Consider the following 21,790-nt stretch of genomic DNA (forward strand, 5'->3'; position numbering starts at 1 on the left):
AGCTTTTAGGCGATCGCTCCGCTTTTCCAGGTTTTTTCTGTCCTCTCCGTTAACGTGTAAAAAATCATTCAACTTATATATCGATTATATATCGATGATTGTGTACTTCTTACCTACATACGTTATTAACCGTATTGCGTTGCTTTTATGTTTGTTACATATGAAGATCGCCAGATTCAACGAGGGCTTGTGCAAAAAGTAGTTATTTTTTGATCAAAGGCTCGTATACATGGTAGTACAAACTGTAAAAATGATGAGGGGGAACGTGATCATGAGAAAAATCCCATCTTTACGCAAGGCATCAGCAGCGGCTTTATTAAGTATTCCTGTAGTTTTGACTGGCTGTGGTATGTTTGGTGCCCAATCTTCAGAAGCGATTGATCCGCCGCCACGTATTCAGGAAGCCGCCATGATTCAGGCTGCTGAAGGTAATGGAACGCTCGCAACCCTCCCGCTGACGACCGTATATTTGCAAGACCAGCAGGGGCTGCTCGCTCCAGTCTCTTTAACACTTCCTTCTGGAACCGATGTGAGCAGCCCGAAGACCGCTTTAGATACATTAGTTACGGGCGGAGTATACGCGGGCATGTTACCTGAAGGTTTCAAAGGTGTACTACCGCAGGGTACGGTTGTGCAAAATGTAACGATCCATGCGGACGACAAACTGGCTGTTGTCGAGTTCTCGGGTAACTTTGCCAAATATGATGCCAAAGATGAGCGTAAAATGCTGGAAGCGGTGACGTGGACGCTGACGGGTACGCCAGACGTAAATAATGTACAGATCTGGGTGGATGGCAAAAAGTTAAGCCAGATGCCTGTGAACAGTACGCCGCTGCCGGAGCCATTGAATCGTGCAGTAGGCATTAATCTGGATCTGGGGGAGTCCTTTACTACGAACAGCAGTCCGGTTACGGTTTATTTTTCAGCCGCTTCCCCTGCTGGTGTGCAGTACTATGTTCCTGTTACACGTCTCGTAACTCCGGGTGGAGACCGGGTAAAGGCGGCATTAAATGAGTTAATCAAAGGGCCGGCCAAGAGCGGAGAACTTGAAGAAGTCATGACAGGTGGAACAGAACTCCAGTCCGTTAAGACGTCTGAGGATGGCACGGTGACGGTTGCACTGAAAGATGACATGTTTAGAGAGGGGGATGTTGTACCAAGTGAGTTGCTGCAGTCGGTTGTCCTGACAACCGCCGAGAATACAGGCAGCAAAGATACCAAAGTGCAGATTGAATGGAACGGGCAGAAAACGGTCAAAGGCGACGATAACCGGGATTACAGCGCACCTGTTTCGAAGCCGGAGTATATCAACGAAATCCCGATTTAAAGGATAGGAGATGCCTAAGGGTGCTTTTAACTGAACTCTTTGGTAAAATATAAAGGATGGCTGCAACAGAGAATAAGTTTCAACATTACAGGATGCTTAAGTCGTAGGAGGCAGAAAATATGAGATCTAACGGACGAACTAGCGAACAGCTGCGCCCGATGAATTTAACAATTAACACGAATAAATACGCCGAGGGCTCTGTATTGATTGAAGTTGGGGATACAAAGGTAATCTGTACGGCAACGGTAGAGGAACGTGTACCGCCCTTTATGAAAGGACAAGGCAAAGGCTGGGTTACAGCGGAATACTCCATGCTTCCGCGTGCCACGCATACCCGGAACCAGCGTGAAGCGAATCGGGGTAAACTGACGGGGCGTACGATGGAAATCCAACGTCTGATCGGCCGTGCTCTTCGTTCGGTTGTGAACTTGCAGGCGCTCGGGGAACGTACCATTACGCTAGACTGTGATGTTATTCAAGCGGATGGAGGCACACGTACAACATCGATTACCGGTTCATTTGTTGCGCTCGCGCTCGCAGTGAACAAAATTGCCCAGCAACACAAATTGCAAGTGTTCCCGATTACAGACTTCCTCGCTTCCGTGAGCGTAGGCGTTGTGGGAGAACAACCAGTACTGGATCTGAACTATGAAGAAGACTCCAAAGCCAAGGTGGACATGAACCTGGTGATGACGGGCAGTGGTAAATATGTGGAGCTTCAGGGAACAGGGGAGGAAGCGCCATTTGATCGCCGTGAATTGAACGCGATGTTGGAACTTGGTGAACAGGGGATTTTGGAAATGATCGAGCGTCAAAAAGAAGTGCTCGGGCCGATCGCGCTTAAGATTGGCGCACGCGGACTGGGTGAGGCGTAAAATGAGTCTGGACAGCCCGGTTATCATTGTTGCCACCCGCAATGCAGGGAAAGTGCGTGAATTCGCACATGCCTTTGCTCCGCTGGGTAAAGAGGTCAAAAGCATGTTTGACTATCCGGAGCTGCCGGATGTCGTAGAAGACGGCGTTACCTTTGCCGAGAATGCGTGGAAAAAAGCGAAGGCGGTCGGGGATGCGCTGGGGCTACCCGTTCTGGCAGATGATTCAGGACTTTGTGTGGAACTGCTGAACGGAGAGCCGGGTGTCTACTCGGCAAGATACGCAGGTGAAGGTGCAACGGATGAACAGAACAATGCGAAGCTGCTGGATGCGCTCGCTGCACTGAAGTCCGGGGAAGATTCCCAGCAACCCCTCCTGAGCCCGGCACAATTTGTCTGTGCACTGGTGCTGTATGATCCGGCAAGCGGGGACAAGTATGAAGCAGAAGGTACGGCGGAAGGCTGGATTACGGCTGACGCGGCAGGAGAAGGCGGCTTCGGATATGATCCACTCTTCTATGTGCCGGAGTACGAGAAAACAATGGCTGAACTTACGCTGGAACAAAAACAAGCCATTAGTCATCGTGGTCATGCGCTGAGAGCACTCGTTTCCCGCCTGAAAGCATAAAAGACAAGGTGAGCTACAAGCTTCCATAACGTGACGAATCGATTGACTTTATCACGTCCAAGCAAGATGAGTTTCTAATTTGTAAAGGCGTTAATGGAAACAACTTTCATTCCTATGGGATAAGGTTGTCACTCTGTTAGCGTCTTTTTTGGTGCGTTGTTAAGCTACTCACGCGTGGTCCTTCCAAATACCTAGATATTATGACTGATTAAGGATATTATGAATAAGAACATGTGTTCTTTTTCCTATGCCGAACAAGAGGTGATTTGCACGATTGGGAAGGGCATTGGGACTGGGGTTGGAAGAAGTTGCAAGTCAGACCGGGTATGGGTTAACATTCAGATTAGTGAACGATGATACACCTTACACGGGAGGGATTTGGCATGCAAGAAGTGAAGCTGGTTGTAAATTACGATGACTATGAAGAAGGTATTCGAATGGAGACACTTCTTCAAGATTTGGCAGCGAATCCTGAAGCGGCTACGCTGGAGAGTCTGATCATTGGAGATTGGGGACAAGCTTATGAAAATTCTCCGCAGGAATTCAAGGATACGTTGATTGAGCTTGCACCAAGTTTCCCTGCTTTGAAACAATTATTTATCGGAGATATGGAGTCCGAAGAATGCGAAGTTTCGTGGATTGTTCAGACGAATCTTGCGCCGATTCTGCAAGCCTTTCCTAATTTGACTTCCTTTGTAATCCAAGGGAGTAGCGGACTGGAACTTGAACCTCTTCAGCACAGCAAGCTGGAGGAATTAATGATTATCTGTGGCGGTCTGCCAAAGAAAGTATTACATTCCATTGCGGCCGCTGAATTGCCTGAATTGCGCAAGCTCGAACTGTACCTGGGTGTAGAAGACTACGGGTTCGACGGTTCATTAGAGGACGTACTGCCTTTGATTGAAAAAGGACGTTTTCCTAAACTGGAGTACCTTGGTTTGAAAAACAGCGAAATACAGGATGAGATCGCAAAGGCTGTTGTAGATGCACCGATTCTGGATCAGATTCAGGTACTTGATCTTTCCGAGGGAACATTGAGCGATGAAGGTGCAGAAGCACTGCTTGCCAGCGAAAAAGTCAAACAATTAAAACATTTAAACCTAAGCTATCACTTTATGACGGACGAAATGATGGAGCGCTTTAACCAATCAGGCATGTCGGTGGATGTCAGTGACCAGCAGGAAAGTGATGAGGATGACTGGCGTTTCCCGATGCTGACAGAATAAATGATGTTGCATGAAAAGGATCTATTATTAATCAGCAATCCAGATAACCGACGAACGGCAGGGCTACAAGAAGCCAGAAGACGAATGGACATGAAACCTGCGATGGTGTTGCCTTATGAGGACCTGCTCCGAACCTGGAGACGGGGAGGCAGTCTTGCCGAACTTGTGCAATCCATCTCACCTAGCCCGCTCATTCGACTGGATGCTCCCGGGGAGGATTGGGAGGTAGAGCGCGGGTTGTTACATCTCGGAGCAACCGACTACGAAGTATCGGACAGTAAAGTGCTGAACGATCAAGTGCCGAGCTTTGAGGGATCGAAAACCTGCGTTAAAACTGATCTGCCATCCTCCTTACCAAAGGTGAAACGGGAATATTTCTCCGCCGAAGCAGCACTCACATTAGAGCAACAATGGGGCAGGATTTACGCACCTGCCCAATGGTTCAGGGGCTGGAAGACTTGTCTTGACCGAATTGCCCGAGAAGCGCGTGAAGTATGGCCTGATGTGCAATTCTGGAATGATCCTGGCGAGATTGGCATGATGTTTGATAAAAGAGAATGTCAGCTTTATCTCACGTGTCATGGGATTTCAGTACCACCGATAGTACCTTCTTCCGAGCCGATTAAGAGCTGGGAAATGTTGCGTGCGGCCCTGGATGCATCACGGATGCACCGCGTCTTTGTCAAGCTTGCCTATGGCTCGGGCGCCTCTGGTGTTGTCGCTTATCAGGTGAATCCACGGACGGGTGCGGAGATGGCGATAACAACGGTAGGTATGGAGTCCGTGCAAGGTCAAACTGTTTTTTATAACCAGGGTAAACTCCAGAAGTATACCAGTCCGGATGAAATTCGTACGCTGTTGGACTGGCTCTGTGCTGAAGGTGCACAGGTGGAGCGATGGATGCCCAAAGCAACGCTGGATCAACGTGCTTATGACATTCGTCAACTCGTGATGGGAGGACAGGTTGGTCATGCGGTCATGCGTCTTAGCCATACACCGATCACGAATCTTCATCTACGGAATGAGCGGATGCTGCCAGCAGAAGCTGGTCTGAACGAATTACATCTGTCCATGATTCAGAAGGCGGCTCAACATACGATGAGAGTGTTCCCTAAATCATGGTCGGCAGGTATTGATGTGATGCTGACTAGCGGCATGAATCCTCGTGCGTACGTGCTTGATGTGAATCCGTTTGGAGACCTGTTATATCGGGTCGAATATGAAGGGATGAGCCCTTATGAATGGGAAATGAAGCTTTTGCGAAAGGAGCCTGTTAGACATGCCTGATATGAACACCATTGTAGGCTCCTATGATATCTTAATGATTACACTGGATACACTGCGATATGACGTTGCCAAGCTGGAGGAGCAGCATTGCCCTAATCTGTGCGGCTCAGGTCCGTGGGAAAAACGGCACACCCCCGGCAGTTTTACATATGCTGCACATCATGCTTTTTTTGGCGGTTTTATGCCTACACCGGCGAATACAGATAAAGCATCTCATATCCGGTTGTTCCATTCTCGGAATACCGGACTTAAAACTCATCCTCACACCTGGTTATTTGATACACCAGATATCGTTTCCGGATTTGCCGCTGAGGGGTATCGTACGATCTGCATCGGCGGGGTCATTTTTTTTACGAAAAAGAACCCCCTCGCGAAAGTGCTGCCTGGTTATTTTCAGCAAAGTTATTGGCGAATGAATTTTGGGGTCACCAACCCCAGGTCCACAGAGAATCAGGTCAACCATGCGTTAAAGCTACTTCATCAGACTGCGCCTGATGAAAAGTTGTTCCTGTTTATGAATGTGTCTGCCATTCATGGACCCAATCGATATTTTGTGGAAGGCGCCCGGGAAGACTCGGTGGAGACCCAGCGAGCTGCGCTGCGATATGTGGATAAGGCATTAGGGCCGTTGTTTGAAGCGATGAGAGAACGCAAGCGTCCAACGTTTTGTCTTGCTTTCTCTGACCATGGTACCGCCTACGGTGAGGACGGGTATCACGGTCACCGTCTGGCACACGATGTCGTTTGGACTGTGCCGTACCGTGAATTTATTTTATAAGGAGGATGCCGATGAGTGAGTATACAGAGCAAATGCCAACAGGTTCCGCACAGTCTGGCTCCGATCCAACAGCAAGTCTTCGTGAAGTGCTGAAATTCCCTTATCGTTCTTATCTCTACTCCTATCCGCATAAGACGGCATATCGTGAGCTGAATCCGCCGGTTCCGCTGCAGTCACTGTGGGAAAAGGAAGATACAGATACCTATTTTTTATATATGCACATCCCTTTTTGTGCCGCTCGTTGCGGGTTTTGTAATCTGTTCACACTGCCGGACAAAAGGCAGGATAGCCATGAACAGTACGTGGATGCACTTGAACGTCAAGCGAAGCAGTGGGCGCCGATTACATCACGTAGACCCTATTCGAGGTTTGCCATTGGGGGCGGAACACCTACGTTGTTGAATGAGAACCAGCTGAGCCGGCTGTTCGACATTGCTGAACATACGATGGGACTAGATCCATCACAAGCTTCTATTTCGGTTGAGACTTCCCCTGATACAGTAACGGATGGAAAATTGAGCATTTTGAAAGAACGACGAGTGGACCGAGTAAGTATGGGGATTCAGAGTTTAATTGAAGCAGAGGCATCTGCCATCTATCGGCCGCAAAAACCGCAGGAGGTAGAACGGGCTTTGGTGAAGCTGCTTCGTCATGATTTTCCGCTGTTGAATCTGGATCTGATCTATGGTCTGCCAGGGCAAACGGTGGATACGTGGATCTATTCCCTTGAACGTGTGCTGGCCTATGATCCAGGTGAAGTGTTTATTTATCCTTTGTATACACGGGAGAATACAATTGTGAAGCCCGAAGATATTAAGCGTCAAGGACCCGATATTCGGATGGAACTGTACAAAGCTGCGCGCGAACTGTTAAAAAGCAAAGGATACACGCAGTATTCCATGCGTAGATTTGCGAAGGAGCAGTCTTCTGCCAAAGTGCTGTTACCCTACAGCTGCCAGGAAGAGGGCATGGTTGGTCTCGGATGTGGTGCTCGCTCCTATACGAGCGAGGTGCACTATGCGTCCAAGTATGGTGTGACCTATAAAGCAACACAGAGCATTATCGCCGATTACGTAAACGCTGAACGTTATGACACAGCGGATTATGGCATTGTATTAAGCCGTGAAGAACAGAGACGCCGATTCATATTAAAAGCGTTACTGCATCGGGAGGGTCTCCTGTTGTCCACCTACGAGGAGAGATTTGGAACAGATGTGATGTCCGACTATCCGTGGCTGAATGAATTACTAGCAGAAGAGATGGCATGTTTTGATATCGCTGGAGATGAGCGAGTGCTGCGTTTGACAGAGGACGGGCTCGGATACTCTGATGCCATTGGGGACTGGCTGATTTCTGCTGAAATCCGTGAGCAGATGGAAGGGTTTGTTTTCTCATGAAAGCAACCTTATATTATCGGGGGAAGTTGTCCTCCTGTAACTATGACTGTCCTTACTGCCCCTTTAGTAAAACAGTTGATTCCAAAGAAACATTGAGTGTGGATGAACAACAGTTGCGGCAATTTGTTAACTGGGTGAGGGAACAGGAGAGTCATGGGCATCGTTTTTCTATTTTCTTCAACCCCTATGGAGAAGCCTTGGTGCGGCGCTGGTATCGGGAAGCGATGGTTGAATTGTCACATATGGCCCATGTGGAGAAAGTAGCAGTCCAGACTAACCTATCCGTTAAGCTGGATTGGGCGCGTGAGCTGCATGTGGATAAAGCTGCCTTCTGGGCAACATATCATCCTCGGGAGACCAAAGAAACCTCTTTTGTTAATCAGTGTATGGCTTTGCGTGAGATGGGGTTGTCTTTCAGCGTAGGTACGGTAGGATTGCGTAGTGCATTTCCGGCAATAGAATCCATGAGAAAAGCTCTGCCGGATGATGTATATATGTGGGTTAACGCGTTCAAAGACCGGCCCAAGTACTACACCCCGGATGAGATAAAGTTTCTCAAGGGAATCGATCCGCTGTTTGAGGGGAATTTGCAGGACTATGATAGCTTGGGCAAAAGCTGTGCCGCAGGCGCGGATGTATTTTACGTGCAGGGCTCGGGACATGTGAAAAGGTGTTACAAAGATCGCCGCATCATTGGTCATCTCTATCGTGACGGCTTGCAAGCTTTGGCGGCAGATCGACCTTGTGGTATGAAAAAATGCGGCTGTTACATTGGTTATATCCATATGCAGGATTCACCGTTCAGAGAAATGTTTGGCACAGGGCTGTTGGAACGGAACCCAGCCTTCATACATCAATAAATTCATCTTTCAGGAAATGCTTGCTTCAAACCGAAAGGTTTGTCTGCAAGTGTACTGGAAGGTGTTTTTTTTGTTATGTGACGAATGTAAGAAAAGTGGTTTTTATTTTCAAATAGGTCTTGACTTTTTTGTTTACAAATTTAAAATATTTTTTGATTCAAGTTTGGTTCAATTTGGGTTAGTATGAATTAGGAACAAAGACCCGTTTGATAGATAATATCAGTGTTTATATTATCAGTATATATCACAATGTAGGTCTTTAGTCTTGAAAATAGGAGGGGGTAAATACGTAAAAGTATATTTGGTTTCACATAATTTCATTGAACCTCAGGAGGAATTCAAAGTGAAAAGAGTATCCATCAGTCAAAAATTGCTTATCGGTTTTTCATCCGTTCTATTGTTGTTGATAGCGGGTACAGCTATTTCATACTTTCAATTTGTAAGTCTGGAGAAAACGTTTACCGATTTAATAAATGATAGAACCAGCAAATTACTTAAAATTAAAAACATGACGATTGATCTTAAATCACAACAAGTGGCTTTGAGGAACTACATTATGCAGCCTAGTCAGGAGAATGAAGATGCATTTCAGAAGGCATATGAAGATTACATAAAATTGAGCGAAGATTTAAAGGCGACAGTATCGAGCCCGAATATGAAACAATATCTTGCGAACTCCGATGAGATGATGAGCAAATATTATGATTTTTCAAAAAATGTAATGTCTCTGACAAAGCAAGGAAATGTGGATGAAATATCTCGGTTAATGGAAGGCACTGCTCCTCAAATTATTAGTGAATTCGAAAAAATTGTTGAGTCTATGGAAAACCATCAGCAAAAAGCAATGGATGAAGGAGCCGCTGCCGCCAATGTTCAGACAGCTACGGTTCTTCGCTTGATCAGTATCCTAGGTATCGTTTCTATCCTTATTGGCTTAGCAATCGCAATCATTATTGGCCGAGTGATCTCCAAACCCGTTCAGGCTGTTGCACACGCTGCTGGCCGAATTGCCGGGGGTGATCTGACAGGCGAGCCGATCAAGGTTCGTAACAAAGACGAGATTGGGGAGATGGCTGAGGCATTTAACTTGATGTCCGTCAATTTACGTACGCTGATACATCAGGTGAACGATGGTGCGGAACGTGTAGCGGCTTCTTCGGAAGAGTTGACAGCAAGTACAGAACAGACTGCTACCGCCAATGAACAAGTAGCCACTACGATGGGGGAGATCGCAGAGGGAATGGATGGACAAGTTCGTATGGTCAGTGAAGGATTCCAGACGATGAACGAACTGGCAACGGGTTTCCGGCAAGTGGCTGAAAATACAACTGTTGTTTCCGAGCAGGCGGCAGAAGCTTCTGCCCAGACCATATCCGGCAGTGAATCCATCCGCTCAGCGGTCGGACAGATGAACTCGATTAAAAATACCGTTTCAAACCTTGCTGGCGTCATTGAAGAACTGAGCAAACACTCCACCAATATTGTAAAAATGGTAGATGCGATCTCTGAAATATCTGCACAGACGAATCTGTTATCTCTTAATGCGGCCATTGAGGCAGCGAGAGCGGGAGAACACGGAAGAGGATTTCAGGTTGTGGCTACCGAGGTTCGGAAATTGTCCGAGCAGTCTGCACAGTCTGCAGGAGAAATTGTGACATTGGTTTCCTCCATGGAAACGGGGATGAAAAATGCTGCACACTCGATGAGTATGGTGTCATCTGAGGTACAAGAAGGCATTCAATTAGTGAATCAAGCCGGATCTACGTTTGACGATATTCGAACTTCAGTGAGTGGTGTCGCGGGTCAAGCTCAGGAGGTGTCTGCTTCGATTGAACAGATGAATGCGGGCGTAGAGCAGATTAATGCATCGATGAAATCCATCATGGAGGTAACAGAAAACGCGGCTGCGGGAACAGAGGAAGTGAGTGCAACAACCGAAGAGCAGTTATCTGCAATGCAGGAGATTGCATCGGCTGCGAATGATCTTTCATCTATGGCTGAAATGTTACAGCAGTCGGTTGCTCGTTTCAAAGTTTCTTAACTTAATTAAGAAACGAATTGAATATACTGAAATGCCCCTGCACCATGGTAATGGTATAGGGGCATTTTTTGGTTGCTAAAGCTAGTGGAAGACTACATTGTTCAGGAGATGGGATAACGTTTGCTTGGAGCTGCACGTGAGCTTAGGTTGCGTTATTTAACGGATAGCGACGTTGTATGTTTTCAGCCAGCTATTAATCTGTGTTAAATAAGCAAACAACTGTGGCCCTGACATTAATTGTCCAAACCACGGCAGATTCGAGGAGGCATCCGGCGAGGAGGCGAGATTCCGAATCTGCACTTTATCGATTAATGGAAGAATTGGCGACGTTGGATTATCCAGTATTTCAAGCACCTGCTGCTTAACGGCCGCAAGGTATTGAGGGTCATGTGTTTTGGGATATGGACTCTTCTTACGGTATAACACATCGTCAGGAAGGACACCTTCAAGCGCTTTTCGCAAAATACCTTTCTCCCGGCCACCGGTAATTTTCATTTCCCAAGGAATGTTAAATACATATTGAATTAGTCGGTGATCACAGTAAGGAACGCGTACTTCGAGACCGGCACCCATACTCATCCGATCTTTGCGATCCAGAAGTGTAGGCATGAAACGAGTAATATTCAAATAAGACATTACACGCATCTGAGCTGCCTTTCCTGCCTCACCATCCAGTAGCGGAACTTCGGCAACGGCATCCGAATATCGGTCTGCAAGATAGTCGAGCGGTCTAATCCATTCCCGAATGTCCGGGGATAACAGTCCTGCCCGCATGTCAGGTGCTACAGACCAAGGGAATGTGCCTGAGTTCAACATTTCATCCCGGTGAAACCAAGGATAACCGCCAAATACTTCATCAGCAGCTTCACCAGAGATGGCGACGGTGGCTCCTTTTTTGATCTCTTTACAGAACAAATACAGGGAAGAATCAACGTCTGCCATACCGGGCAGATCTCTTACCAGCATAGCTTGAGTGAGTGCGTGCACAAGTTCTCCATTTTCAATCTCAATCCAGTGGTGATCAGTTTGGAGCTCATCAACCATCCGTTGGATCCAAGGGCCGTCAGCTCCGGGCTGAAAGGAGTGTGCCTGAAAGTGTTTAGCGTTATCGACGTAATCAACCGAATACGTGCTGACTTGACCTTGCCCTGTACGCTTGTAATAATCGACCGCCAAAGCGGACAAGGCACTGGAGTCAAGGCCGCCGGATAACAGGGAACACACGGGAACATCAGAAGCTAACTGGCGTTCCAGCGTATCCTGTAACAGACGCCGCACTTCAGCTGCTGTTTCGTCCAGATTATGTTCGTGTTTGACGGATTCCAGCTTCCAATAGGCATATGTTTTTATGCCACTACGGCTGTAAATCATAGCGTGAGCAGGCTTTAGTTCATGGAGTGAAGAGTACACGCCATGTCCAGGTGTTCGTGCGGGCCCGATAATAAATACTTCTGCTAGTCCCTCTGGCCCTACCGTGGCTTCGACATCTGGATGAAGGAGCAAGGCTTTGGGTTCAGAACCGAAAACAAGTGCATCCTTTGTGTTGCTATAAAAGAGAGGTTTTACTCCTAAACGGTCACGTGCCATGAAAACCTGTTCTCTTCCGCCGTCCCATATGGCAAAAGCAAAAATTCCGTTAAACTTCTCAACACATGCCGGGCCCCATTCGATATATGAGCCAAGCAGAACTTCTGTGTCACATTGGGTACGGAAATGGTGCCCACGCTGAAGTAACTCTTTTTTTAATTCGGGTGCATTGTATAGTTCTCCGTTATACACAACAGTATAGGAGGTGTCTCCTTGTAACGCATGCATGGGCTGTGCCCCATTCTCCGGATCCATTACGCTGAGGCGGCGATGTCCAAAAGCACAGGGGTTGGAGATCCATGTACCTGAAGCGTCGGGGCCACGGTTCGATAAGCTATCCGTCATCCGAACGAGCAACTCCGATTCCTGTGTCAAATCCCGATTCCACTGTACGAAGCCGGTTATACCGCACATGGTTTGTTCATCCTTTCTTGGTCGAGTCGTTCATCTGTATGCTGCTAAAAATCAAAAGCACTTAGCAAATGTTGTCTTTTTCGTCAGAGGTCGTAACAAATATATGCCGAATGCAGGCATAAAATGTCTGTCCTCTTCGGAAACTACATCTAGGGATAACAGCCTTAAGCTGCCTGTGAAGGGGAGAACATGCAATGGACAGGATCAATTATTATGTGTCTGTCATGGGCCGCTCCGTCATACCAGATTCATCTGCAACGTCGTATGAATGGGTGATTCAGGCGACACCTCAGGAAGCCGAACATTTACTGGGATTGCTTTATCTTATGCAGGAAAAGGAAGAAGAAGCCTTTCCGGGAATGGTATTTCCTTGGCCGGACACGCCAGAACATGATGTGAACCGTGCTTATGAAGCCGTTTTGCAGCAGGTGTATCGGGAAATTTACCGGCTCGGGACGCCAGAGACCAGGCACCAGATCGAACAAAGTACTTGAACAGGCAAGCAACATGATTGGAACGAAGCAAGTGCAAGTGATTAGAACAAAAGGAGAAGATGACGATGTATGCCATTCAGGATGCTAAAATACGCAGATTAACGGAAGTGGACGGATTGTCTTGTGCCGAAGTGGAAGTACAACCGGGGAATGCAGGTGATCCGTCTTTGCTTGTATATGTTGCCTCAACTCAGCCGGGGAATGAACTGCAGGTAGTGCGCATTGTGCGCAATCACTCGGATGGAGCCATCGACTGGTATAACAACAATATGCATACCGCTTTTGAAGATGCGACAGAAACGGCATTTGAAAATAGTGAAGGGATCACGGCGGAGGAAGACAAGGCACAGTTTCAAAGTAACCTGTTGGCCTTTGGTTTGCTTAAACCTACACTTCAACGGTATTTGGTTGGTCAGGGGTAAGCAGAGGAAGAACAAGTAACAGAAAGTAACGGACATTAGAGGATTAAAGAATAGAGATGGAAAAAAACCGCCGTAGCATTGAAGTGACCCCGTAAAGTTAGACAGATTACATCTTTAAGCAACTTGTTGGGCATGAATCCGGTACCGTACCGGACTCATGCCTTTTAGTTTTGCCTTAATGCGTTTGTTATTGTAATAATCGATGTATTTGGATGGTTCTTGTTTAAAATGTGAGATGTTTTCAAATTGCTTTAAATACAAAAACTCGGATTTCATGATGCCAAAGAAGTTCTCCATGACGGCGTTATCGTAGCAGTTCCCTTTACGGGACATACTTTGCGTAATGCCACGTTTTTCAAGGGCATGACGATATGGTCTCATCTGGTAGTGTCAGCCTTGATCCGAATGGATAAGGAGTTTATCTTCTTTTGTTAAACTACAAAATGCTTGATCTAACATCGTGGAAACAAGCGAGTAGACCGGTCTTGAACCCATCGTATATGTAATAATTTCTCCGTTATACAGATCAAGTATGGGAGATAAATATAGTTTTTCTCCGAACAATTTAAACTCTGTAATGTCCGTAACCCACTTCTCGTTTGGCCTTTCAGCGTGGAAATTGCGTTCTAATAGGTTCGGTGCAATCTTGCCAATTGTCCCTTTATACGAACGGTATCTCTTCACACGTACCAAACATTTTAATCCCAATACTTTCATCAAACGCTGTACCTTTTTATGATTCACACGGTGTCCACGATTGGTTAACTCATCGCGAATACGACGATAACCATAGCGCCCCTCATGCTCCTTATAAATCGCTTGTATCATGTCTTTTAGCTCTAAATCCTTGTCTACCGTACCAAACGCTTTTACGACGTAATAATACGTGCTACGAGGGATATCTGCTAGCTGTAGAAGTGCTTTCACCGAAAATTCGTTCCTTAGTTCATAGACTACTTGAGCTTTGTCTTGCTTGGTGATTTTTCCTTGTTTCGAACTAAGGCATTCAACTTTTTTAAATAAGCATTCTCCATTTTCAAACGCTCTACCTCTGCTTGTGAAGCCTCTACAGATCCTTCTACTAGCGTTTGATCCTTCTGTGCTTTAGATCCTTTTTTCATGGATGAGCGCCCCTTTTTCTTTGGTTGAAGGGCGTCTATCCCTTGTAATGCCAGGCTTTTTTGCCAACTTAAAAGGGTACTATGGCTAGGAATATTAAATATAGCAGCCGTTTCTCTAACAGACGTCCCAAATTCGTTCATATAATGAAGTACGTCTAGTTTAATCTGAGTAGGATATGATGTATAGCCCTTTATAAAAGCTTTTTCACCATGATGCTCATATTGTTTAATCCAGTTTGAAAAGACAGAGTGGTGAAATCCCGATCGATTTTGCAATGCTTTTCAAGCTTTCTGATCCCTTTTCATAACGCATAACGGCTTGTACCTTTTCATCCGAACTGAATTTAGTCATAAAAAAACTGTACCTCCAATTGGTAGTTGTGTCTAACAATTGGGGTGCAGTTCACATCACGGTGTTTTTTTTGGTGATTTGGAACATTTTTTTGTTTGCTGTGGATTGGAATTATTCAGTTATTCAGTAATATTCACGCAAGACCTGAATTCCTTTTACCACATTGTATACAAAGCTTAAGCCGTAAATAATAAAGAACAGAATCACAAACCCGATCGCTGATCCCAAACTGTGAGCTGTCACAAAGAAATACAGCAGTGGAATGGCTGCAAGAAACGGGAACACATGGGAGAAAAGAGCGCGCTTCGCGTGCCCGGCGATGTATTCATCCCTCGCCACAATCCATACAATAATGGGGAACAGAAACGGGGCAAAGAAAATGCTGAAATAGGATAGGGATGATAAAAGTTGTCTCATAAGCATGGTCTCCTTCAATAGTATTTCTTAAGGTATGTGTGCAAACCATTTACCCGAATGGAAGGTTGCTGAATAAGTATACACTTGGTTACAGGTTTAGGTACAGGGCAGGTGGCGGGAGTAGGGAAATACATAAACTTCGTTACAGAGACACATTACAGACACTTCGTTATAAATACATACAGGCACGGCGTTAACAAGGTGTTGTTGCTTGTTGTGTTTTTTCTACTCCATCAGAATACTGCATGTACTATCTATATTGCTCAATATTACCTTAATACACATACCCTATTCGGTTATTTGTTTCAGTATACATATCCTACAAGGGTGGTGGATTACTGGATACATTATTAATTTATAATAAAAGTATTGCTAAAAATAGAAATCAGAGTATAATAGAGATCGTGCCGAATTTTATTATACATATTTGTCTCAGTAGCTCAGCAGGATAGAGCAACGGCCTTCTAAGCCGTCGGTCGGGGGTTCGAATCCCTCCTGGGACGTCATTAAAAAAGCTTCCTTCGGGAAGCTTTTTTTTACGTTCTGGGGATGAGAAGTCCAGAGGTTCGTCGGAGCATCAGCTTCGATCCTACTTGCTTTATTCTCAACACTGACTTCGCGTTTTCGACTACAGGCAGAATGCCGTACCTGAGAGTTAATAAGGCATTTCACAATGAAATGGCCCCTCTCAACCCTGTAATAGCTCCTCTCCATCGTGCCATAAAACTCTAACGATCACCAGAGACGCTATTTGCCCCATTTTCGGCGTTTTAGAATTTTAACGATCACCAGCGAGCTTATTATTTTAATTTCAGGCTTCTTTTGTACTTCTTCGTGCTGAGTTAACTAAATAGCGTTTCTGAGGATCGTTAGAATTGAGAATGAAGCTTTCTCCTCCGAATAAGGCTTCTGATGATCGTTAGAAATTTAGCTCAACAAAAGGAGGAAGGCACAGAGAACATACAGGGGGGATAGCTGGTATTTGAGCGTTGACCGCCATCATGCAGCATGTCTTGTTACACTTGCTTCTAATGCTACGTTCACTATACATTACAGTCTCCTTCTTCCTTTTATACTCTCGGCCTAAATACTTGCTTTACAGATCATCTCTGTGTTAGCCGCCTGACCGGTACGAATCATGAGGTGATAAAGGTGCTCCTTCATCAAGCGGACTTCCGGGTCTGTTGACAGCAGTACCATCTAATTGGTTTTTCCTATAAGTCAAATAGATTATATATATTTTATCGATAAGAAAAATTGTGTCACAATGAATACATCAACAGTGGAAGTGACGGTGGAACAGATGAAATCGATTAATCAGTGGCAGGCCGAAGAGTACGACAATCAACTAGCTTTTGTATCAGAGTATGGCAAAAATCTCATCTCCTGGCTTCATCCGATAGAAGGAGAGTCCATCCTTGACCTTGGGTGTGGAACCGGCGATTTAACACATGAAATTTCCCTATATGGGACAGAAGTATCAGGCATAGATGCCTCCCCGGATATGATCAATCAAGCAAAGAAGAAGTTTCCTGAATTGGAGTTTTGGGAGGCGGATGGCCAGCAATTTAATACTGAGCGCCAGTTTGATGCTGTTTTTTCCAACGCGGCGTTGCACTGGATGCGCAATCCACAAAATGTTGTAGACTGTGTGTGGCGTGCCCTGAAGCCTGGAGGGCGATTTGTGGCCGAATTTGGTGGTAAAGGGAATGTGCAGATCATTGTCAATGCGGTGGAAGAAGTGATGGAACGGCATACAGGGATCAAGGCTTCGGAACGTAATCCATGGTATTTTCCGACGATTGCACAATACAGTACTCTTTTGGAAGACAGAGGCTTTGTGGTTCGACAGGCCTATCACTATGACCGCCCTACCAAACTGGCAGATGGGGAAGATGGAATCATAGGCTGGTTGGCTCATTTTGGTGATGACTATTTCGAGGGATTCAGTTCTGAGCAGGTAAAGGAATGGTGTCAGGAGATCAGCCAGATCGTGATTCCAAAATTGTGGAGAAATGACGCGATCTATGCGGATTACAAGCGTTTGCGTATTGAAGCGTTCAAACCCGAAATGTAATTAGATATAACCAAAATTATTGTTACGCGAATTTTATCATCTTAAAAGGTAAGATTTCTAGGCTGTTTCCATATCTGTAAGAATCATTTGAACCCGATGAATACTGAAAACTTCCGATAAAATCATTGAAACCATGCCTTTCTTCAGTTCAGAGAAGCATGGTTTTTTCCTTGTTTTAACTTGGAATATTTTGAATTTAAATATTCAAACGACAAAAATATACAAATGCGAATGTTTATCGTTCTTAAGACCCATATAAGTAATTTCTATATCAAAATGTAAGTATTTAGAAGGAATTTGCGATATTTTGGTAGAATAATTTACCAGGGGTCAAACATCTTGCAGATTGGCGGTGAACTTGAGTCGAAAGTATTGCAGTGCTTCTGGCAGCAAGATCCCATTGGTGAGGCAACTACACGAAGAAGGAGGGCATAGCCTTGAATAAACGATTGATATCTATGTTAATGAGTGTCCTTATGGTTTTTTCCCTTATCCTGCCTGCAGCTGGAGCCGCTTCTGCGGATTCCGCAATTCAACTGGATAACACATTAAACAGCACCCAAGCAAAACAAATGAGAGAAGTGCTTGCCAATAGGGAAGCTCGAATTGCTGCCGATCCAGTTTTGGATAAAAGCCTGAATGGTCTTGGCGGAGAGAACACACGAGTCATTGTTGAGCTTTCTAACAAACCTGTTGCTGTAGCTCAAGGCGAATCAACCCTCTCTGGAAGATCATTCACCTCCTCTATGGAAACAAAGGCTGTGACTCAAGTTGAAGACCAACAACAGTCATTTGTACATAGCCTCACTCAGAAAAAAATCAAACACGAAGTGCTGGACAAATATGCATACGCCCTTAATGGTGTATCCCTTGAAGTAAAGGGCAATCAATTGGGACAATTGCTTCAAATACCAGGTGTAGTCAGTGTATATCCTGACTATGAAGTGAAGCTGGCGCCAGATAAAGGCGAAGTTAATCCGCACATGAAAGATACAGCCCCCTTTATTGGAGCTCCTGAAGTATGGGATTTAGGATATAAAGGAAAAGGTGTGAAAGTTGGCGTTATTGATACCGGTATTGACTACAATCACCCGAATCTGCGCGATGCTTATAAAGGCGGATGGGATTTTGTAGATAACGATGATGATCCATATGAAGCGACCTACCAGGAATGGAAAGCATCAGGTCAGCCTGAGCTTAATGAAAGAGGAAGCTCTTATTATACTTCTCATGGCACACACGTTTCAGGTACGGTCGCTGCTCGTGAAGCGGGAGACTATGGGGTTGTCGGGATTGCTCCTGAAGCGGATATTTATGCTTACCGTGTTTTAGGGCCTTATGGCAGTGGACAGACGTCTTGGGTACTCGGCGGAATTGACCGCTCAGTAGCGGACGGAATGGATGTCATCAACCTGTCACTTGGTGCCGAAAATAATGATCCAAGCTATGTCACTTCGGTTGCGTTGAATAATGCAATGCTGTCTGGAGTAACTGCGGTCGTATCCAGTGGTAACAGTGGGCCTAACCGTTATACTCTTGGTTCGCCGGGTGCATCTGCTATGGCGATTACTGTAGGTAACTCTACAGGCCCTAGCCAGGTGATTACGGCGAACACCCATTTCTGGATTGGTGAAGAAGGAGAGGAAACAGCGCCTGAGCAACAGCCAGCTCCAGAAAATGAGCAAACCCCTGAATTGGGGAATGCCCCTGAAACGCAGGAACCTGCCGTTACACCGGTTACTGCACCTGAAGCTGGGGCTGAAGCGACTACACCAGAAGGCGAAACAGGAGAGGCTGCACCTGTACAAACTGAATCTGGTCAGGCTGTAGCCCCAGAAGTAAATGCTGGCAAAGAGACAGTCGATGAAGTTACTGCCCCAACGTCAGAAACAACAGAGGCAACTGCACCAGCAGCGAATGTAGAACAAAAACCTCTGTCTGTGGCTGAATCTGTGTACCGTTTGGATGTGATGGGTTGGAGTCTTGCGGCTGATCCTGAAGCGGTTTTGACAGATCGATATAATGTAGAATTTGCAGCTTTGGGTAAACCTGCTGACTTCGAGGGTAAGGATTTAACGGGTAAAATCGCTTTGATCCAGCGCGGTGAACTTGCATTTGTTGAGAAAGTTGCCAATGCCAAAGCAGCTGGAGCTGTGGCAGTAATTGTGTATAACAATATCCCGGGTCCGATCGGGGTAAGCCTTGGAGATAACTTTGATCTGATTCCGACACTCAGCATGTCGAAGGAGGATGGCGAAGTCATTAAGGCTGTACTGGATGCGAGCCAGCCAGTTAAGGTAAGTTTCAGTGATTTTGAGCGCAGTCAGACACCTGGGGATGAGATGAGTTCTTCCAGTTCCCGAGGGCCTGCCAAGGTAACGTTGGATATTAAACCGGATGTCGTTGCACCGGGTTCCAACATTTTGTCTACCATTCCTGCTTATGGTAAAGATGAGCCAGGGGCAGATTATGCGCAAGCGTATGATCGCAAAAGTGGAACAAGTATGGCTGCACCGCATGTAGCGGGTCTCACTGCATTGTTGCTTGAAAAGCACCCGGATTGGACACCTTTTGATGTCAAAGTTGCTTTGATGAATAATGCCAAAATCATGGACACAGCCAAATACGACGTGTTTGATCAAGGTGCAGGTCGTATTCAAGCGGTGAAATCCATTGATCCAGCCGCTTTTGTCAAAGTCATGGATGTGACCCAGTATACCGAGAGTGGCTCGGTTGTGGAGAAAGAAAACATTACAGGAAGCATTAACTACGGCAATTTCATGAGTACCGATGAGAAAACCGTAACCAAAACGATCAAGGTTCAGGCCTTGAACGGAAGCGGCGGCGAGTACACGGTAAATGTGAATCCGACTCGTACTGTGCCTGGGGTATCTGTTGCCGTTGATAAAACTTCATTCACTTTGAATGGAGAAGAAGAGCTCGCTGTAACGGTTACGGTTCCTCGTGGGGTCACTACACTAACTGAGGCGCAAGGCTACATTGAAATTACAAATGGAACCAACACGTTTACAGTACCATATGTAGCTCACTTTAATGTGACTTCAAGCGGTGTGAAATACATTGAAACGGTAAAAGGAACTACGAAGAACCCGTTCTACTATCCATTGAAGGCGGATGGGTCACTGGACACGTTGAACGTTGCGATGGAGTTTCATAATCCGATGACGTTTGCACTGATCGAAATCTATAACGGCCTTGATCCTGAAGGTGGTCATTATCAAGATGGCTACATTGGCTCAATTTTTGGCAATTATTATAATTTTAATGCAAATGCAAGATATACGCTGGCTTGGGATGGTCAGTATTCGGATTACACTACGGAAGAAGTCACTGAACTTGCGGATGGCTTGTATACCGTAGATATTACAACCATCGGTGCAGATGGCAAGACTTACAAAGAAGATACGTCTCCATTTTTGGTTAAAAAGACAGCTCCTGCGGTGACTGCTCCACAAACACTGGAGTTCAAAGCGGAGGATGCGGTTGTAATTAACGGTAAGGTGGATGATCTGTATTTCCGTGCTGCTCCTGCACTGGCGAAAGGCTGGAGTATCCAGCTTGACCCGACGACAGTGTTGAAAGCATCCTACGTCGTGAAAAAGGATAATGGCTCCACGTTGAAAGAAGGCACGTTTAATGTTCAGGCAGATGGCAGCTTCCAATATGCATTGGAGGGTGTCGAAGGTGGTACGTATACTGTAGAAACGACGGTAAAAGACGAGCAAGGTCTTGCAGGTACGACCAGCACAGCGATTACGGTAGAGGCTGCTGAACCTGAATCACCGGCAACCAAAGCACCTGGAACACCTGCGTTGTCCCATAATAATGGCTTTGTTAACGGTCTGTTAGGGGGCGATTATACCGTGTCCATGAGCATGTGGTGGGGCGAAAATGCGACGAGCTACAAGTTGTATGAGGATGGTGTGTTGGTTGATTCACAAAAATTGACGTATAACGCGCCATGGGCCCAGTTCGCTCAAACGAAAATTACAGGCAAAACCAATGGCACCTATACTTATGTTGCTGAACTTGCCAATGATAAGGGTGTAACGCGCAGTCAGACATTGACTGTACGGGTAACCGATGCCTTGCCTGGCAAAGCAGTGCTCTCCCATGATAATTGGGATGTGGACGGCAACTACAAGGTGATGATGAACTTGTGGTGGGGAACGAATGCAACCGAGTATCGTCTTTATGAAAATGATGAATTGATTGATACGCAGTCACTCAAAGCGACAACACCACTACCGCAATTTGCTGTGACAGCAGTAAAAGGTAAATCCTCTGGTACGTATACGTACCGAGCCGAGTTGGTTAACGCTGCGGGAGTGACAAACAGCAATACCATCACGGTGAAGGTGAAGTAAGAGCAGTACTCATCTAAACTAAAATTGTTTGGGAAAAGTAGTGCTTCGTCCCCTATCCGACGTGAAGTCGGTGAGGGACGTAAGGTGGATATGAGAAACGGC

General features: G+C 45.9%; 15 protein-coding genes, 1 tRNA gene and 1 pseudogene. 14 read left to right on the forward strand and 3 right to left on the reverse strand.

Going from position 1 to position 21,790, the window contains the following annotated elements:
• The first annotated feature begins 271 nt into the window (after window positions 1-271).
• The 9 genes from ACR8BL_RS22915 (at window position 272) to ACR8BL_RS22955 (ending at window position 10,416) form a co-directional block, all read left to right on the forward strand.
• The gene (locus ACR8BL_RS22915) at window positions 272-1,327 is read left to right on the forward strand and encodes a GerMN domain-containing protein (RefSeq protein ID WP_434749688.1); all 1,056 of its coding nucleotides are present in this window, start codon (window positions 272-274) and stop codon (window positions 1,325-1,327) included.
• Window positions 1,328-1,446: 119 nt separating this feature from the next.
• Entirely contained in the window at window positions 1,447-2,202 is a 756-nt protein-coding gene (rph, locus tag ACR8BL_RS22920; protein ID WP_434749689.1) for a ribonuclease PH, read from the forward strand.
• A 1-nt stretch (window position 2,203) separates the two neighbouring features.
• The gene (locus ACR8BL_RS22925) at window positions 2,204-2,827 is read left to right on the forward strand and encodes an XTP/dITP diphosphatase (protein ID WP_434749690.1); all 624 of its coding nucleotides are present in this window, start codon (window positions 2,204-2,206) and stop codon (window positions 2,825-2,827) included.
• 383 nt (window positions 2,828-3,210) lie between these two features.
• The gene (locus ACR8BL_RS22930) at window positions 3,211-4,053 is read left to right on the forward strand and encodes an STM4015 family protein (protein WP_434749691.1); all 843 of its coding nucleotides are present in this window, start codon (window positions 3,211-3,213) and stop codon (window positions 4,051-4,053) included.
• Window positions 4,054-5,340, forward strand: coding sequence for an STM4014 family protein (locus ACR8BL_RS22935; protein ID WP_434749692.1), 1,287 nt, complete (start codon window positions 4,054-4,056; stop codon window positions 5,338-5,340).
• Entirely contained in the window at window positions 5,333-6,118 is a 786-nt protein-coding gene (locus ACR8BL_RS22940; RefSeq protein WP_434749693.1) for an STM4013/SEN3800 family hydrolase, read from the forward strand. Before ACR8BL_RS22935 ends, ACR8BL_RS22940 begins: the two co-directional genes overlap by 8 nt.
• Before the next feature lie 5 nt (window positions 6,119-6,123).
• Window positions 6,124-7,515, forward strand: a complete 1,392-nt coding sequence (locus ACR8BL_RS22945) for an STM4012 family radical SAM protein (RefSeq protein WP_434749694.1) — start codon at window positions 6,124-6,126, stop codon at window positions 7,513-7,515.
• The gene (locus tag ACR8BL_RS22950; RefSeq protein ID WP_434749695.1) at window positions 7,512-8,375 is read left to right on the forward strand and encodes an STM4011 family radical SAM protein; all 864 of its coding nucleotides are present in this window, start codon (window positions 7,512-7,514) and stop codon (window positions 8,373-8,375) included. Before ACR8BL_RS22945 ends, ACR8BL_RS22950 begins: the two co-directional genes overlap by 4 nt.
• A gap of 343 nt (window positions 8,376-8,718) precedes the next feature.
• Entirely contained in the window at window positions 8,719-10,416 is a 1,698-nt protein-coding gene (locus tag ACR8BL_RS22955; RefSeq protein ID WP_434749696.1) for a methyl-accepting chemotaxis protein, read from the forward strand.
• A gap of 156 nt (window positions 10,417-10,572) precedes the next feature.
• On the opposite strand, the gene asnB is transcribed toward ACR8BL_RS22955, so the two are convergent.
• Window positions 10,573-12,417: an asparagine synthase (glutamine-hydrolyzing) gene (gene asnB, locus ACR8BL_RS22960; RefSeq protein ID WP_434749697.1), complete on the reverse strand. Its 1,845-nt coding sequence runs from the start codon at window positions 12,415-12,417 to the stop codon at window positions 10,573-10,575.
• 194 nt (window positions 12,418-12,611) lie between these two features.
• On the opposite strand from asnB, the gene ACR8BL_RS22965 reads away from it, so the two are divergent.
• Both ACR8BL_RS22965 and ACR8BL_RS22970 read left to right on the forward strand, forming a co-directional pair.
• Window positions 12,612-12,911, forward strand: coding sequence for a hypothetical protein (locus ACR8BL_RS22965; protein WP_434749698.1), 300 nt, complete (start codon window positions 12,612-12,614; stop codon window positions 12,909-12,911).
• 65 nt (window positions 12,912-12,976) lie between these two features.
• A complete protein-coding gene (locus ACR8BL_RS22970; RefSeq protein WP_434749699.1) occupies window positions 12,977-13,333 on the forward strand; it encodes a hypothetical protein in 357 nt (118 codons plus the stop codon).
• A gap of 114 nt (window positions 13,334-13,447) precedes the next feature.
• Here ACR8BL_RS22970 and ACR8BL_RS22975 read toward each other — a convergent pair.
• Window positions 13,448-14,806: pseudogene (locus ACR8BL_RS22975) on the reverse strand (IS3 family transposase).
• A 123-nt stretch (window positions 14,807-14,929) separates the two neighbouring features.
• Window positions 14,930-15,223 carry a DUF4870 domain-containing protein gene (locus ACR8BL_RS22980; protein ID WP_434749700.1) on the reverse strand — a complete coding sequence of 98 codons (294 nt, stop codon included), beginning with the start codon at window positions 15,221-15,223 and terminating at the stop codon, window positions 14,930-14,932.
• Between the two features lie 429 nt (window positions 15,224-15,652).
• Here ACR8BL_RS22980 and ACR8BL_RS22985 point away from each other — a divergent pair.
• The 3 genes from ACR8BL_RS22985 to ACR8BL_RS22995 all read left to right on the forward strand — a co-directional run bounded on the left by ACR8BL_RS22985 (window position 15,653) and on the right by ACR8BL_RS22995 (window position 21,688).
• Window positions 15,653-15,726: transfer RNA gene (locus ACR8BL_RS22985), tRNA-Arg, on the forward strand.
• Window positions 15,727-16,490: 764 nt separating this feature from the next.
• Window positions 16,491-17,300 (forward strand): class I SAM-dependent methyltransferase, encoded by an 810-nt coding sequence (locus tag ACR8BL_RS22990; RefSeq protein ID WP_434749701.1) that lies wholly within the window; start codon window positions 16,491-16,493, stop codon window positions 17,298-17,300.
• A gap of 437 nt (window positions 17,301-17,737) precedes the next feature.
• On the forward strand, window positions 17,738-21,688 hold the full coding sequence (locus ACR8BL_RS22995) for a S8 family serine peptidase (protein WP_434749702.1): 3,951 nt from the start codon (window positions 17,738-17,740) through the stop codon (window positions 21,686-21,688).
• The last annotated feature ends 102 nt before the right edge of the window (window positions 21,689-21,790 follow it).

Source organism: Paenibacillus amylolyticus (assembly GCF_051136285.1).
GTDB classification, from domain to species: Bacteria; Bacillota; Bacilli; order Paenibacillales; family Paenibacillaceae; genus Paenibacillus; species Paenibacillus amylolyticus_F.

What these genes read in the sequence shown, in the direction of transcription:
- ACR8BL_RS22915 (WP_434749688.1), top strand. Translation starts at nt 272, where the DNA reads ATGAGAAAAATCCCATCTTTACGCAAGGCATCAGCAGCGGCTTTATTA.
- rph (WP_434749689.1), top strand. Translation starts at nt 1,447, where the DNA reads ATGAGATCTAACGGACGAACTAGCGAACAGCTGCGCCCGATGAATTTA.
- ACR8BL_RS22925 (WP_434749690.1), top strand. Translation starts at nt 2,204, where the DNA reads ATGAGTCTGGACAGCCCGGTTATCATTGTTGCCACCCGCAATGCAGGG.
- ACR8BL_RS22930 (WP_434749691.1), top strand. Translation starts at nt 3,211, where the DNA reads ATGCAAGAAGTGAAGCTGGTTGTAAATTACGATGACTATGAAGAAGGT.
- ACR8BL_RS22935 (WP_434749692.1), top strand. Translation starts at nt 4,054, where the DNA reads ATGATGTTGCATGAAAAGGATCTATTATTAATCAGCAATCCAGATAAC.
- ACR8BL_RS22940 (WP_434749693.1), top strand. Translation starts at nt 5,333, where the DNA reads ATGCCTGATATGAACACCATTGTAGGCTCCTATGATATCTTAATGATT.
- ACR8BL_RS22945 (WP_434749694.1), top strand. Translation starts at nt 6,124, where the DNA reads ATGCCGATGAGTGAGTATACAGAGCAAATGCCAACAGGTTCCGCACAG.
- ACR8BL_RS22950 (WP_434749695.1), top strand. Translation starts at nt 7,512, where the DNA reads ATGAAAGCAACCTTATATTATCGGGGGAAGTTGTCCTCCTGTAACTAT.
- asnB (WP_434749697.1), bottom strand. Translation starts at nt 12,417, where the DNA reads ATGTGCGGTATAACCGGCTTCGTACAGTGGAATCGGGATTTGACACAG.
- ACR8BL_RS22965 (WP_434749698.1), top strand. Translation starts at nt 12,612, where the DNA reads ATGGACAGGATCAATTATTATGTGTCTGTCATGGGCCGCTCCGTCATA.
- ACR8BL_RS22970 (WP_434749699.1), top strand. Translation starts at nt 12,977, where the DNA reads ATGTATGCCATTCAGGATGCTAAAATACGCAGATTAACGGAAGTGGAC.
- ACR8BL_RS22980 (WP_434749700.1), bottom strand. Translation starts at nt 15,223, where the DNA reads ATGAGACAACTTTTATCATCCCTATCCTATTTCAGCATTTTCTTTGCC.
- ACR8BL_RS22990 (WP_434749701.1), top strand. Translation starts at nt 16,491, where the DNA reads ATGAATACATCAACAGTGGAAGTGACGGTGGAACAGATGAAATCGATT.